Genomic DNA, 13,975 nt, shown 5'->3' with positions numbered 1-13,975 from the left:
GACGCCATAGTAGATACGCTGCGCACCTCATTGCAGGCGCGCGTTATCGGCATGATTGTGGTCGCCTCCTCGGTGGTCATGATCATCTTGGCCTATGCCTTGGTCTCCGTGCTGACCCAGCGGTTAGTATCCCAAAAAGAAGACGTGGCGCTGCAGGAACTCGAGCGCGCCCGCACGGCGGTGGAGCAGCAAATCGATGCCACCAGCTCGGCAAACTCGGTGCAGGTGCGCATCAATTCCGCGCGCGCTTCCTTGGATCAGCTCTCTGCACAACAAGGCGATGCGCAGGCCGTATATGAACCCGTCATCGTGGTGGAAAACCAAGATGGATCCATCACCACCTCGCCGGAGGATTTCCCGGTGCCGGAACAAATGCGGCAGATGGTGGGCCAGGACCAGATTGCGCAGCAGTATTACCCTGTCCCGCGCGGCAATGGCGATTACTATAATGCGCTCATGGTGGGCACTCCCACTGATGCAGAGATTCCGAATTTGCAGGTCTACCTGGCCCTTTCCATGGAGTCGGAAGAATCCACGATGGCGCTTATGCGCGGGTTGCTCTCTGCTGCCGGCGTGGTGGTCGTGGTCTTGTTGGTGGGCATTGCCTGGTTGGCTACCCAGCAGGTCATTACCCCGATTAAGTCCGCGTCCCGCATTGCCCAACGCCTAGCCGCGGGCCACCTTAAGGAGCGCATGGCCGTGGACCGGGACGATGAGATGGGCCGCCTTGCCGCTTCCTTTAATAATATGGCGGATAAATTGTCCTCCCAGATTGCGCAGCTGGAGGAATACGGCGATTTGCAGCGGCAATTCACGTCCGATGTCTCCCATGAGCTGCGCACCCCCATTACCACCGTGCGCATGGCCGCAGACCTCATTGAATCCGAGGCCGATAGTCTGCCCGCGGGCGCCCAGCGCGCCTCCAAGCTCATGTCCAGGGAGCTGGACCGCTTCGAGGAACTGCTCGCGGATCTGCTAGAAATTTCCCGCCACGATGCCGGCGTGGCGGATCTATCCACCACGGCCATCGACCTGCGCTCCTGCGTGGATGCTGCCTATCGCCAGGTCGAGCACCTGGCCCAAAAGCTCGACGTGGAGGTCGTTCGCAATATGCCGGACGAGCGGATTACCATCCAGGCCGATTCGCGCCGGATCGAGCGTATCCTGCGCAACCTTTTAGCCAATGCTATCGACCACTCCGAGGGCAAACCCGTGGTGATCGATATTGCCACCACGGATAAGGCTGTCGGTGTGGCTGTTACGGATCACGGCGTGGGCCTGAAACCCGGGCAGGAAGAACTAGTATTCAACCGTTTCTGGCGCGCGGATTCTTCCCGCAAGCGCCACTCCGGCGGCACCGGGCTAGGCCTTGCCATCGCCCGCGAGGATGCAGCCCTGCATGGCGGCACGCTCGATGCCTTTGGCGTATTCGGCTATGGTTCCCGTTTCCGCCTCATCATCCCGCGCGAGCCGAATACCGAGATTGGTGATGAGCCCATCTCCCGCGAGATTCCAGGTGCCCCAGGCACAGCTTCAGACTCTGGACACGCTGCGCTTTCCGATGCCCCTGCTACCGCCGACCCCAGCGGCGCAACTGGCGCCGCGAATGCTAGTAACGCGGATATTAGTACCGAGGAAGCTGGGGAAGCGGAAGCTGATGCAACGGAGGATGGTGCAGCAGAAGATAAGGGCGGAGTGTCCGCTGGTGGGGCATCGCCAAGCAATAGCTCAGTGGTGGGCCGTGGAATTGGCATCGACGATGACTCCGCCGACGCAGCCGAGTCAGATGGTGACGGCATCCTGTGGCCCTCAGAACGCGAGCACAATCGCGGGGCCGCGTCGCCAGAGAGGCGCTCTTATAAGGCGCCAGATTTTAAGGGGGATATATAAATGAATTCGGTCGTACGCAACGGATTGTGGCGGCGGAGCACCGCAGTGGGCGCGGTGGCGGTGCTGTGCTTTGTTACCGGTTGCTCAACCTTGCCGCACGATACGAGCCCTCAGGTCGTAGGCACCTACCACAATCAGCCCGATGGCCCGGAAGAAGTCATTGCCCCAGAGGTGGGAGCAGACCCGGACCTTACCCTGCGCGATTTTTACCGCGCTGCGGCCGTTCCCACCAATGATCACGATGCGGCCCGTGGATTCCTCACGGAGACCGCCCGCGGGGCGTGGGATGCCTCGGGCGATGTCATGGTGGTCGATAGCCTGGATATTGTGACCGCGCCCGATAAGAAACAAAACACAGCGGAGGATGTGCGCTCATTTAATGTGCGGGGCACCATCATTGGACGGCTTAAATCCGGTGGGGCGTATGTGCCGGAAAATGAAGGCTACGAAGCTACCATCGATATGAAAATGGTGGATGACCAGTGGCTTATTAACGGGCTGCCGACAGGATTGGTTATTGAGCGCAATGAGCTGCGCAATCATTACACCCCGCAATCGCTCTATTTTTATAAACAAACCGATGACGTCCTCGTCCCGGATCGCCGGTGGCTCTATAAAGGCAGCGAAGAATCCGAGTCCACGCTGATTACCCTCTTGATGGAAGGCCCATCCAGCAGCATCGCCCCGGCTACCCGCCGGGCAGCGGATGAAAAGGTCACCTTTGCTGGCTACGACAATGAAAACGGCTACCAGTTCGAGGGCTTGTCAGATCTGGATGAAAATGACCGCACCCGCTTTGCCGCGCAATTGGTCTGGACGCTTTCCGATGCCGGGCATATCGGCCCCTTTAAGGTCAAGGCCGATGGCAGCAACTTGGTGGAAGGCATGGATACAGTCAGCGTGGATGATTTTGCTGACTATAACCCCAAGATCAATAGCAATTCCCTGTCCACGCTGTACGCCTTGAACGAGGGCAACGTGCTGGAAGTCGATAGTGGGGTGGCCGAGCCGATCACTGGTGCCTTGGGCTCGAGCGGCAATGTGCAGTCAGTCGATGTCACCGAATCCGGCATGATTGCGGCGGTCAGCCGGAAGTCTAGTGGTGACTTCAAGCTGCAGATGGGCGAAATCGGCTCGGTCATGCAGGACTCGGTCGACGGCAAGACGTTGGCGCGGCCCACCTTTGAATTCAACGGGCAAGCAGCCTGGACGGTGGTCGATGGTGACCGCATCGTGCGCGTCGTGCGCTCCAAGACTACCGGGCGGATTTCGGAATCCGAGGTCGATGCCCGCAGCATTGACGAGATCGAAGGCGAAATCTCCGTTATTCGCCTCTCCCATAGCGGTGCACGCGCGGCGATGATCATTGATGGACACGTCTATATCGCCGCGGTGGCCCAATCCAGCAGCGGCGAGAAGCGCATTGTTAATGCCCGCGAGGTGGGTCCAGAGGTTTCCGGATCGGCATTATCGCTGGATTGGAATAATGATGGCTCGCTCATCGTGGGTACGTCCTCTGGGCAGTCGCCGGTATGGCGCATCGAGCAGGATGGTTCTTCGGCTTCTACCATGCCGACGGGTAATATCACCGCCCCGGTAGTCGCAGTGGCGACCTCGCCGTCAAAGCTTTATATAACGGATTCCCATGCCATGTTGGAACTTCCCGCCACGGTTGTCGATGAGGTGAACTGGCGCGAGGTGCCTGGCCTGCAGGGTCGGCGTTCTTCGCCTATCGTGTCCGATTAGAAGGCGGTTGCGCTCTAGGTGGCGCCGCCGCAAAGGCCTTTCGGGGGATGGGGCGGTGGCGCGCAGTGAGCCTGCGAGAACTGATTTTTCCGCGTGCGTGTGCGGGGTGCCGCGCGCCCGGACATGTCTTGTGCCCGCAGTGCCGGGAGCACCTGCGCCAGCCTCCTTACCTGGTAAGCCGCCCGCGGCTTTTGGGAGCACCGGTATTTGCCCTAGGGCCCTATTCCGATATTCGCCGCAATATCATCATCAGCATGAAGGAACAGGGCAATAGGGAGGTGCGCGATTATATCGGTGCGGTGGTGGCCGCGGGCGTGGCGCACTTGGCTGCCCGCGGCGAGATTCCCCGCGAGCTGTGCCTAGTGCCGGCACCTACTCGTCGCCGCTCTGCGCGCAGGCGCGGCGGCGATCCCGTGACGGCCGTGTGCCAGGGTGCGGCGCGCCGGCAACGGTCCCTGCAGGTGCGGGAGGCGCTTATCATGGGCGCGAATACCGAGGATCAATCTGAGCTCAATGCGCAGGATAGATGGGCGAATCTACAGGGGCGAGTGGGGGTTTGCGCCCCAGTGAACGGTAAGCCGGCGCTGCTTGTCGATGACGTTATAACCACCGGCGCCACCCTTGCGGCCAGTATGGCGGCCCTACGCGCCGCCGGCGCCACAGTCTATGGGGCATTGGCCTTCGCAGATGCTTAAGGTACATCACACAGTAGGGTGCACGGTGTTACCCCCTAATGCCATCAGGTCATAACCACTGGTATTATTAAAGGTGTCACAGAGGAACAGTTACTGTGATTGTTTCTAGTCCCCACTACCAAAGGGAGGCATCTCAATGTCCCAGCCAAATAATGCTCAGGTAACGATTACGGGCCGTAACGTTGAAGTTCCGGAACACTTCCAAGAGCGCGTCAATGAAAAGCTGGCCAAGATTGAACGCCTTGATCCCACATTGACCTTCTTCCACGTGGAGTTGCAGCACGAGCCAAACCCACGCCGCGAAGCAGAGTCCGACCGCATCCAGATCACTGCGACCGGTAAAGGCCACATCGCCCGCGCAGAGGCTAAGGAAGACTCCTTCTACGCAGCGCTGGAAACCGCGATGGGGAAGATGGAACGCTCCCTGCGCAAGGTGAAGGTGCGCCGTGAATACGTCAAGGGCGGCCACCGCGCACAGAAGGGCACCGGCGAAATCGCCGCCGAGATGGTTGCGGAGGCAGAAGCACAGCGCGCCAAGGAAGAGCGCTTGGTTGATCCTTATGCCGAGACCGTCGAGGATGTTCGCCCCGGCCAGATCGTGCGCACCAAGGAACACCCGGCCACCCCGATGAGCGTGGACGATGCCTTGAGTGAGATGGAGCTGGTTGGTCACGATTTCTTCCTCTTTGTCAATGAGGAAAACAACAAGCCATCCGTGGTCTACCGCCGCCACGCTTTCGACTACGGCATCATCTCCTTGTCTGAGGATGCAGAGGGCTAGAGCCTCCGGCGCCCGCCTAGAGCGCTAAACCTCTTTATTCCCCCTTCCTACCAATCGGGCTATTGCTCGATGAGGTGGGGAAGGGGGATTTGTCATGCTGTGAGTTATCTGTTTTCTTAGTGCTCTTAGTGTGAAATCACTATCGTTTAAGGGCGGGTAGAACGCGACAAGGCCAGCAGCGTGAGTACAATTGCGGGAAGTTAACGAATGTGTCGCGATAAGAAGGACTAACGAATAGTGTTTGGACTTTCCAAGCTGCTGCGCGCGGGCGAGGGCCGTACGGTCAAGCGCCTGGGCAAGATTGCAGACGATGTAATTGCACTCGAGGATCAGTACGCGGAGCTTTCGGACGATGAGCTAAAGGCCAAGACTGACGAGTTCAAAACTCGCCTCAAGGATGGCGAAGAAAAGAACGACATCTTGCTCGATGCTTTTGCTACCGTCCGCGAAGCCGCTTGGCGCGTCCTAGGGCAAAAGCACTACCCCGTGCAGATCATGGGCGGCGCCGCCCTGCACTTTGGCAATGTTGCAGAGATGCGTACCGGTGAGGGTAAGACCCTGACCTCCTTGTTGCCCGCTTACCTCAACGCTTTGGAGGGCGAGGGCGTACACATTGTCACGGTCAATGACTACTTGGCCAAGCGCGACGCCGAGATGATGGGTCGTGTGCACCGCTGGTTGGGCCTTTCCGTGGGCGTAATCTTGGCAGAAATGCGCCCGCAAGAGCGCAAGGAAGCCTATGACTGCGACATCACCTACGGCACCAATAATGAGCTGGGCTTTGATTACCTACGCGATAACATGGTGCGCACCCTTAATGATGTAGTTCAGCGCGGACACAATTTCTGCATCGTGGATGAGGTGGACTCGATTCTTATCGATGAAGCCCGTACCCCACTCATCATCTCCGGCCCGGTTGATGGCTCCTCTCAGTTCTACGGCGTCTTTGCCCAGCTGGCGCCGCGCATGCGCGAGGGCATCCACTACGAAGTGGACCACAAAAAGCGCACCATCGGCGTCTTGGAAGAGGGCGTGGAATACGTCGAAGATCAGCTCGGCATTGATAACCTCTACGCGCCGGAGCACTCCCAGTTGGTTTCCTACCTCAATAACGCGTTGAAGGCCAAGGAGCTCTTTACCCGCGATAAGGACTACATCGTTCGCAACGGCGAAGTGATGATCGTGGATGGCTTTACCGGCCGCGTTTTGGCAGGACGTCGCTATAACGAAGGCATGCACCAGGCCATTGAGGCCAAGGAGCAGGTGGAGATCAAAAACGAAAACCAGACGCTGGCGACGGTTACCCTTCAGAACTTCTTCCGTCTCTATGAAAAAATTTCCGGCATGACCGGTACTGCGGAAACGGAAGCCGCGGAGCTGCATTCCATCTATGGGCTGGATGTGGTTCCTATTCCTACCAATAAGCCGAACCAGCGCACCGACCACTCGGACCGCATTTACAAGACGCAAGAGGCAAAATTTGCCGCGGTGGTTGATGATATTGCAGAGCACGTTGAAAACGGCCAGCCGGTCTTGGTTGGTACCACCTCTGTGGAGCGCTCCGAATACTTGTCGCAGTTGCTTAGCAAGCGCGGCGTGCAGCACAACGTGCTCAACGCCAAGCACCACGAAGAAGAGGGCCAGATCATTGCCCGTGCGGGCCGCCCCGGCACCGTGACCGTGGCAACCAACATGGCCGGTCGTGGTACCGATATCGTGCTCGGCGGTAACCCGGAAGTCATTCTCGATGAGAAGCTGCGCGAACGCGGCCTCGACCCCTTTGAGGATGAGGAAAAGTACCAGGAGGCCTGGGAAGCCGAGATCGACGGTGAGAAAGAGCGCTCGAAGCGCTTGGGTGATGAGGTGCGCGAATCGGGCGGGCTCTATGTCTTGGGCACCGAGCGCCACGAGTCTCGCCGCATTGATAACCAGCTGCGCGGCCGTACCGGCCGTCAGGGTGACCCGGGCGAGACCCGCTTCTACCTGTCCATGCGCGATGAGTTGATGGTGCGGTTCGTCGGCCAGTCTATGGAGCACATGATGAACCGCCTCAACGTGCCTGATGATGTCCCCATCGAGGCCAAGATGGTCTCGAACTCCATTAAGGGCGCCCAGGCGCAGGTGGAGAATCAAAACTTCGAGATGCGCAAGAACGTGTTGAAGTACGATGAGGTGCTCAATGAGCAGCGCAAGGTGGTCTACTCCACGCGCTATTCCATCCTCGATGCCGATGACATCAAGGACGATATCCGCACCATGATCGATGACACGGTCTCTGCCTACGTCGCGGGTGCTACCGCCACCGGTTATGTCGAAGACTGGAACCTCGAGGAACTCTGGAACGCCCTTGAGGCGCTCTACGGCCCCACGATGTCCCCGGAGGAACTCGTGGAAGGCTCCGAGTACGGTTCCCCAGGCGAGCTCACTGCGGAGCAGCTGCGCTATGCCCTCGTCACCGACGCGAACCAGGAGTACGACAAGCTGGAGGAAGCCGTTTCTGCCATCGGCGGCGACAAGCAGATGCGCAATACCGAGCGCATGGTGATTCTGCCGATTATTGACCAGAAGTGGCGCGAGCACCTCTATGAGATGGACTACCTCAAGGAGGGCATCGGCCTGCGCGCGATGGCGCAGCGCGACCCGCTGGTGGAATACCAGAAGGAGGGTGGCGATATGTTCAATGCCATGAATGAAGGCGTGAAGGAAGAAACCGTGCGCCAGTTGTTTATGCTGCGCAAGCAGTTCAAGCAGCAGGAAGAAAACCAAGAATCCGGCGGTGACTCGGGCTCTGGTCCTGCAGGCCAAGAAACCGTAGAGGCATAAAATCTCCGCGCTCTTTTGCACCCCTTCCTCTTCCTCCCCGCCCTCGCGCGGTGGGGAAGCGGGAGGGGCGCTGTTAGTTTTAGAGCAGCCGAAACGAGCGTAGCCCTTGGTCCGTGGCGGAGCCGGTAAAGGCGTGACGGTGCGTGCCGATGACCGCGGAACCGAAGTATTCGCCATTAGGCCGCGCGTGCAGGCTGGTAAGGCGCAGGGTATCGGTGTCGTAGGGGCTTTTTCGCCGGTGTACCCAAGAGCCGATATGCAGGCGGATGGAATCCGAAAAGCGCGGAGAATTAAGGTGTGCCAGCGGGCGGTAGCCGGCGGCGACCTCAAGGATAAAGACGACCGAGGCTTGGATATGGTGCTGAGCGGCTACCTCTGCCGTCGTGGGCAGACGGCCGTAATGGATGCGGTGCGGGGCGATGTATAGCTTGAGATGAGAGTAGCCGGGAATGGGCTCATACATGGTGAAATGAGTGCTCCTGCAAAAAGGGCAGGGAGGCGAACGCGTGATAATTATCTCATGGGGGCGCTGCGCGCGCTATTTCTGGCAGTTTCCTGTATGAGGCGGGCGAGAATATAAGCGCAGTTCGCTATACTTTCGGGAGTTACAAAGTATTCGTGTACTGAAGGATTAAAAATTATGCGTGGTCTCATCATTGACTATGTCGGCGTCCTCGATGGCGCTGAAGAGGACAATCGCCGCTGGAAGGCTCTGCTGTCTGCGGCGAAGGCAAATGGTGCCGCAACCGCTATTCTGTCTAATGACCCGGGTGGTTCCGGAGCCGAGCACATTCGCGAGTGGGATTATCGCGGCAACGTTGATGCCGTGGTGTTGTCTGGAGAAATCGGGGCGGAAAAGCCGGAGGTTGCGGCCTTCCAAGCGGCTGCCGATGCCCTCGAGCTGCCCTTGAGCGATTGCGTCATGGTCGATGATTCGATCCTTAACGTGCGCGCCGCCGTCGATGCCGGAATGATCGGTTTCTTGTACACCAGCTTCGACCGCGTTTCTGTAGAAATTCAAGCCGTATTCGATATTGAAGGGGAATTTTAGTGGCTGAAGCCCGCGTCTATATTCCGGCGACCTATGCCATGCTGGCGGAGCTCGCAGAAACCGGAACGCTCGCGGCGCGTTCCGGTTGGGGTTTCATGGTTACCCCGGCTCTGCGGGATTTTTATACCGCAGGCGATGAAGAAGAGATCGCCTACTCCGCCTTCCTTGAGGCCTCTATGGCCTCGCTGCGCCTGTTGACCATTGGGGACGAGGAGAAGTTCCCGCACCGGCGCGTGGTCATTTCCATCGACGTTGACGACACTGCAGTCACCCCGCGCCCAGATATGGGTGAGCCGGTGGTAGAGCTCCAGCCAGCGCAGTTTGGCACCGATAACCTCGCCGCCATTCACGTGGATATTGAAGAATCCGAAGAGGCAACCGCCAAGGCCATCGAAGCCATCGATTCCGCGGACCTGGGCGATGAGGATGCGGAGCTCGCGGTGGGTGATGCCCTGGATAACTTCATGGCCTTCTACCACCCAACGGAGCTGCCGTTCCTCGTGGAATTGCTCTAAGCCGCGCTAATTTTCCCACTCCACGTTGGTGCGCAGGGCTTGTAGTAGCCCGCGTACCGCATCGCGGCGGCGGGCGGTAGCGGTGCCCTCGGGAATGACCTCTGGATCATCGAGCCCGCATTCAGGATCCGCCGGTGGCCCAGCGTGCGTACAGCCGCGCGGGCACTCCTCAATAGCCGCGGCGAGGTCCTCGAAAACGCCAAGGACGGTATCCGCGTCCACATGCGCCAGCCCGAAGGAGCGAATGCCCGGCGTATCGATGATCCAGCCGCCCTGAGATTCGGTTCCTGGAGCGTCGGTGGGCAAGGGGAGGGCCACCGATTGCGTCGAGGTATGCCGGCCCTTGCCGATGCCCGATACTTCCCCCGTTTCCCTTTCTGCATCTGGAACTAGCCGGTTGACCAGCGTGGACTTGCCCACCCCGGAATGCCCGATGAGCGCGGTAATATGGCCATCTACCTGCGCGCGCACGGCATCTAGGCCATCCTCGACTCCGGCTTCGACTACCGTGACATCTAGGTCGGCGAATTCTTCTGCAAACGGCGTTGGATCTGCGAGATCCGTCTTGGTCAGGCACAAGATGGGGTGGAGGTTGCCCACGAACGCGGCAATCAAGGCGCGCTCGACAAAGCCGGATCGCGGGGGAGGGTCTGCCACGGCGGAAACGATCAGCAATTGATCGGCATTGGCCACCACGATGCGCTCATACGGATCCGTGTCATCGGCGGTGCGGCGCAGCACGGAGGTGCGATCCGCCAGCTTGACGATGCGCGCCAGCGTGTCCTTGGCACCAGAGGTATCACCAACCACGCCGACGCGGTCACCGACCTCGATGGCGGTGCGGCCCAGCTCGCGGGCGCGCATGGCGGTGACTTGGGGGCCATCGTCAAGCGCAACGCCCCACCGCCCGCGGTCCTTGGTGATTACCATGCCGTATTTGGCATTTTTGTGCTTGGGCCGATCCTTGGTGCGCGGGCGCGAGCCCTTGCCGGGGCGCACGCGCACATCAGATTCATCAAAGGAACCGAAACGTCTAGCCATGTAAATACTGTTGGTCGGGGTGTAACATCGTCTCCCACATGCGGGCGAAACCGGGCAAAGTCTTGGAGGTGGTGGAAATATCCTCAATCTGGATATCAGGGACCTTCAAACCCAGAATGGCGCCGGCAGTGGCCATGCGGTGATCGGCATAGCACGGCCAATCGCCGCCGTGAAGTTCGGCGGGTTCGATCACTAGGCCATCGTCAAGCTCGGTGACCCTGCCGCCCAGTGCATTGATATTCGCTGCGAGCGCCTGCAAACGGTCGGTCTCGTGGCCGCGCAGGTGGGCGATGCCTGTGAGTCGCGACGGCGTTTCCGCGAGCGCACACAGGGCCGCAACGGTGGGGGTAAGCTCCCCGATATCGCCCATATTGCGCTCGATGCCCTGCATCTTTCCCGCAGGGTTGCCCACTGCGGTCACGCTATTGTGCTCCTGGGTTACCATCACACCCATATCCAGCAGGATCTGCCGGATGGCATCGCCTGGCTGGGTGGTATTTGCCGGCCAATTCTTGATGGTCAAGCGCCCGCCGGTTACCGCCGCTGCGGCGAGGAATGGCGTGGCATTGGAGAGATCCGGCTCGATGAACCATTCGCGCCCGGCAATGGGGCCGGCGTGCACCGTCCACGTCGTGCCGTCAGAATCCACGCGCACGCCCGCCTGGCGCAGCATGCCCACCGTCATTTCCACGTGCGGCATGGACGGCAGCTGGCCGCCCTCGTGGGTGAGTTGAATGCCCTGGGAAAAGCGCGCCCCGCTGAGCAGCAGGCCGGAGACGAACTGGGAAGAACCAGAAGCATCGATGGTGACCTTGCCGCCTTCTGGTACGCCGTTGGAGGACACCGTAAAGGGCAGGCTACCTCCTTCCACATCAACGCCGAGGCTGCGCAGCGCATCCAGCGTCGTGGACATGGGGCGGTTGTAGGCTTGCTTATCGCCATCGACGCGCACCGGGCCATCCGCGAGCGCCGCGACCGGCGGCACAAAACGCATTACCGTGCCGGCCAGCCCGCAATCCACCGTGGCACCGTGCAGCTTCCCAGGCTGGACGTGGATATCGGCGCCGTCATGGGTGAAGCGAACCCCCATGGCACTGAGTGCGTCCTCCATCAACTGCGTATCGCGCGATACCAGTGGGGCGTGCAGGATGGACGGGGAATCTGCCAGCGCGGCCAGGATGAAGGCCCGATTGGTAATAGACTTCGATCCTGGCACCTGGTGTTCCCCCGTAACGGGGCTGGTAGCCAGCGGGGCGGTCCAAGGTTGAGACATAGTGTCCATAATAGAGGGCATGTGCGGAAGATTCGTTCTTTTTACTGAGTCCCTCCTCGATGAGGTGGGTAATCTCCCGGGAATCCAGGACGTCCACGCCCCACAGGGCACGCCCGGGCCGCGATATAACATTGCCCCGACCCAGCCCATTCCCATCGTGCGCGTGCGCGAAGAACTGGCGGAAGTCGATCCCGCGCGGTGGGCGCTCTTGCCGCAGTGGAAGAAAGACCTAGATGGCCCGCCGCTTTTTAATGCCCGGGCAGAAACGGTGGCGAGCAAGCCATCTTTTCGCACCGCCTTTAAAACCCAGCGCTGCCTTATCCCCATGAACGGCTATTACGAGTGGCACAAGGATGGCTCCACCAAGACGCCGTACTACGTCCACCCAGACCAGGGACTGCTGTGGGCCGCGGGGCTCTGGGATACCGGGTTGGATCGGCTCTCTGCCACCGTCGTGACCACCGCGGCTACCGAAGAGATGGAGTGGCTGCACCACAGGTTGCCGCGATTTTTGGCGCCGGAGGAGATGCACACCTGGCTCGAGGGTAGCGCCGAGGAGGCCAAGGAGCTGCTAGCGCCCACGGGCCTGCGAGGGTTTGAGTACCACGCTGTGGACAAGGCCGTGGGGACTGTCTCTAATGACTATCCGGAGCTACTCATCCGCCAGTAGATCGGTAAAGTCAGCCCCGCACAAGCGCGCGAGGTCTTCTGCGTTGAGCTCAATATCTAGGCCGCGGCGGCCGCCGGAGATAAAGACAGTATCGAAAAGCACCGCGGATTCCTCGATCACCGTGGGCAGCGGGTTCTTTTGTCCGAGCGGGGAAATACCGCCATGCACGTAGCCTGAGGATTTCTCGGCATCGTGCACCTGCGCCATGGCGGCCTTAGATACGCCAAGGGCAGCGGCGGCCTTCTTGAGGCTTAAATGGTGCGTGGTGGGAATCACGCACACCGCCAACTCGCGGCGCGGACCTTTGCCCGCGGTGAGATCAATGATGAGCGTTTTCAGCACGCGTTCGGGTTCTACGTCTAAGGCCGCCGCGGCGTGATCACCAAAGTGATCCTTGCCCGCCTCGAAGGTGGATATGGAGTGTTTGACTCCGGCATCTTCGATGACTTTCAGCGCCGGGGTAGCGGCATGCGGGGACTTTTTGGCCATATAGGAATTTTAGCGTGAGACGTTAGGATAGATTGTGTGGTTAAAGAAACAGTGAGCGAGAAGGAGCTGCAGCGCCGCTTTGAAAAGGAAGCGCTCCCGCTGCTCGATCAGCTCTATGGCGGCGCGCTGCGCATGACGCGAAACCCGCAAGACGCGGAAGACTTGGTGCAAGAGACCTATCTGAAGGCCTATAAGTCCTTTCATTCCTTTAAGCAGGGAACGAACCTGAAGGCATGGCTTTATCGCATCATGACCAATAACTACATCAACTCCTATCGCAAGGCGAAGCGGCGTCCTACCGAGTCTTCTGCCGATGATCTGAGTGATTTTCAGCTCTATACCACCGCAGGGCACGATTCCACCGGGTTGGAATCCGCTGAGGTGGCAGCGCTTAAAGAGATGCCAGATAGGTCCATCTCGCAGGCCATTAATGACCTGCCGGAGGATTACCGGATGGTGGTCTACTACTCCGATGTGGAGGGCTTAGCGTACAAGGAAATCGCCGAAATCATGGATACTCCATTGGGAACGGTGATGTCTCGCCTGCACCGTGGAAGAAAAATGCTCCGGAAGGCGTTGAAGGACGTAGCACGTGAACAAGGAATTGGATTAGAACACCCGGACATGGAGGAGAAGTAATGGAAGGCGCAACCGGAAAGAACTGTGGTGCGTGTAGCTCCACTGAGGTACACAACCTATTTTGCGAGCTTCTCGATGAATCCACGACCTACGCCCGCGCTTTAGCCATCCGCGAGCACATCGCCCAATGTGATTTTTGCCAGCAACGACTAGAGCGCGAAGAGCTCGTCCGCTCCCTCGTGCGCAATTGCTGTGCCGACCAAGCTAAGGCACCGCAATCGCTGCGCCGCCGCATCTCGATAGAAATTACGGAGATCGAATCCCGCTGGTAAAAGTGTCATTTAGAACTGAGAACGCCTCGCAACAAGAGTCGAGGCATTTCGTACTGCTGTATTTCCTCTTCCAGTTCAGAAGCATACATA

The 13,975-nt window shown here is 59.4% G+C and carries 14 protein-coding genes; 10 read left to right on the top strand and 4 right to left on the bottom strand.

The window, feature by feature from the left end:
* Nucleotides 1-51 precede the first annotated feature (51 nt).
* The 5 genes from mtrB to secA all read left to right on the top strand — a co-directional run bounded on the left by mtrB (nucleotide 52) and on the right by secA (nucleotide 7,935).
* Nucleotides 52-1,890, top strand: coding sequence for an MtrAB system histidine kinase MtrB (gene mtrB, locus ABRP66_RS05725; RefSeq protein ID WP_410758206.1), 1,839 nt, complete (start codon nucleotides 52-54; stop codon nucleotides 1,888-1,890).
* On the top strand, nucleotides 1,891-3,636 hold the full coding sequence (gene lpqB / locus ABRP66_RS05720) for an MtrAB system accessory lipoprotein LpqB (RefSeq protein ID WP_349838433.1): 1,746 nt from the start codon (nucleotides 1,891-1,893) through the stop codon (nucleotides 3,634-3,636).
* A 65-nt stretch (nucleotides 3,637-3,701) separates the two neighbouring features.
* Nucleotides 3,702-4,331 (top strand): ComF family protein, encoded by a 630-nt coding sequence (locus tag ABRP66_RS05715; protein WP_284770022.1) that lies wholly within the window; start codon nucleotides 3,702-3,704, stop codon nucleotides 4,329-4,331.
* A 136-nt stretch (nucleotides 4,332-4,467) separates the two neighbouring features.
* Complete coding sequence (hpf, locus tag ABRP66_RS05710; protein WP_023025625.1) at nucleotides 4,468-5,112, top strand: ribosome hibernation-promoting factor, HPF/YfiA family; 645 nt, start codon at nucleotides 4,468-4,470, stop codon at nucleotides 5,110-5,112.
* A gap of 237 nt (nucleotides 5,113-5,349) precedes the next feature.
* Nucleotides 5,350-7,935, top strand: a complete 2,586-nt coding sequence (gene secA / locus ABRP66_RS05705) for a preprotein translocase subunit SecA (protein ID WP_284770021.1) — start codon at nucleotides 5,350-5,352, stop codon at nucleotides 7,933-7,935.
* 79 nt (nucleotides 7,936-8,014) lie between these two features.
* On the opposite strand, the gene ABRP66_RS05700 is transcribed toward secA, so the two are convergent.
* The gene (locus tag ABRP66_RS05700) at nucleotides 8,015-8,398 is read right to left on the bottom strand and encodes a hypothetical protein (RefSeq protein WP_284770020.1); all 384 of its coding nucleotides are present in this window, start codon (nucleotides 8,396-8,398) and stop codon (nucleotides 8,015-8,017) included.
* A gap of 177 nt (nucleotides 8,399-8,575) precedes the next feature.
* Here ABRP66_RS05700 and ABRP66_RS05695 point away from each other — a divergent pair, with 177 nt between their 5' ends.
* The gene (locus ABRP66_RS05695) at nucleotides 8,576-8,986 is read left to right on the top strand and encodes an HAD-IA family hydrolase (protein ID WP_284770019.1); all 411 of its coding nucleotides are present in this window, start codon (nucleotides 8,576-8,578) and stop codon (nucleotides 8,984-8,986) included.
* Nucleotides 8,986-9,501, top strand: coding sequence for a DUF6912 family protein (locus ABRP66_RS05690; RefSeq protein ID WP_005277532.1), 516 nt, complete (start codon nucleotides 8,986-8,988; stop codon nucleotides 9,499-9,501). The genes ABRP66_RS05695 and ABRP66_RS05690 overlap by 1 nt, the downstream gene beginning before the upstream one ends.
* A 6-nt stretch (nucleotides 9,502-9,507) precedes the next feature.
* Here ABRP66_RS05690 and rsgA read toward each other — a convergent pair whose 3' ends face one another.
* Nucleotides 9,508-10,542 (bottom strand): ribosome small subunit-dependent GTPase A, encoded by a 1,035-nt coding sequence (gene rsgA, locus ABRP66_RS05685; RefSeq protein WP_284770018.1) that lies wholly within the window; start codon nucleotides 10,540-10,542, stop codon nucleotides 9,508-9,510.
* Nucleotides 10,535-11,836, bottom strand: coding sequence for a 3-phosphoshikimate 1-carboxyvinyltransferase (aroA, locus tag ABRP66_RS05680; RefSeq protein WP_284770017.1), 1,302 nt, complete (start codon nucleotides 11,834-11,836; stop codon nucleotides 10,535-10,537). The genes rsgA and aroA overlap by 8 nt, the downstream gene beginning before the upstream one ends.
* On the opposite strand from aroA, the gene ABRP66_RS05675 reads away from it, so the two are divergent.
* Complete coding sequence (locus tag ABRP66_RS05675; RefSeq protein WP_284770016.1) at nucleotides 11,835-12,485, top strand: SOS response-associated peptidase; 651 nt, start codon at nucleotides 11,835-11,837, stop codon at nucleotides 12,483-12,485. The genes aroA and ABRP66_RS05675 overlap by 2 nt on opposite strands.
* On the opposite strand, the gene ybaK is transcribed toward ABRP66_RS05675, so the two are convergent.
* Nucleotides 12,468-12,974, bottom strand: a complete 507-nt coding sequence (ybaK, locus tag ABRP66_RS05670; protein ID WP_284770015.1) for a Cys-tRNA(Pro) deacylase — start codon at nucleotides 12,972-12,974, stop codon at nucleotides 12,468-12,470. The genes ABRP66_RS05675 and ybaK overlap by 18 nt on opposite strands.
* Nucleotides 12,975-13,010: 36 nt before the next feature.
* On the opposite strand from ybaK, the gene ABRP66_RS05665 reads away from it, so the two are divergent.
* Together ABRP66_RS05665 and ABRP66_RS05660 are read left to right on the top strand one after the other, a co-directional pair.
* Nucleotides 13,011-13,613, top strand: a complete 603-nt coding sequence (locus ABRP66_RS05665; RefSeq protein WP_239269418.1) for a sigma-70 family RNA polymerase sigma factor — start codon at nucleotides 13,011-13,013, stop codon at nucleotides 13,611-13,613.
* Nucleotides 13,613-13,885, top strand: a complete 273-nt coding sequence (locus tag ABRP66_RS05660; protein WP_284805874.1) for an anti-sigma factor — start codon at nucleotides 13,613-13,615, stop codon at nucleotides 13,883-13,885. Before ABRP66_RS05665 ends, ABRP66_RS05660 begins: the two co-directional genes overlap by 1 nt.
* Nucleotides 13,886-13,975 lie beyond the last annotated feature (90 nt).

Origin of the sequence: Corynebacterium sp. KPL2680, assembly GCF_040225675.1 — a bacterium.
GTDB lineage: Bacteria > Actinomycetota > Actinomycetes > Mycobacteriales > Mycobacteriaceae > Corynebacterium > Corynebacterium rhinophilum.
Note: the sequence above shows the minus strand (reverse complement) of the source record. Positions and strands in the feature narration are given on the sequence as shown.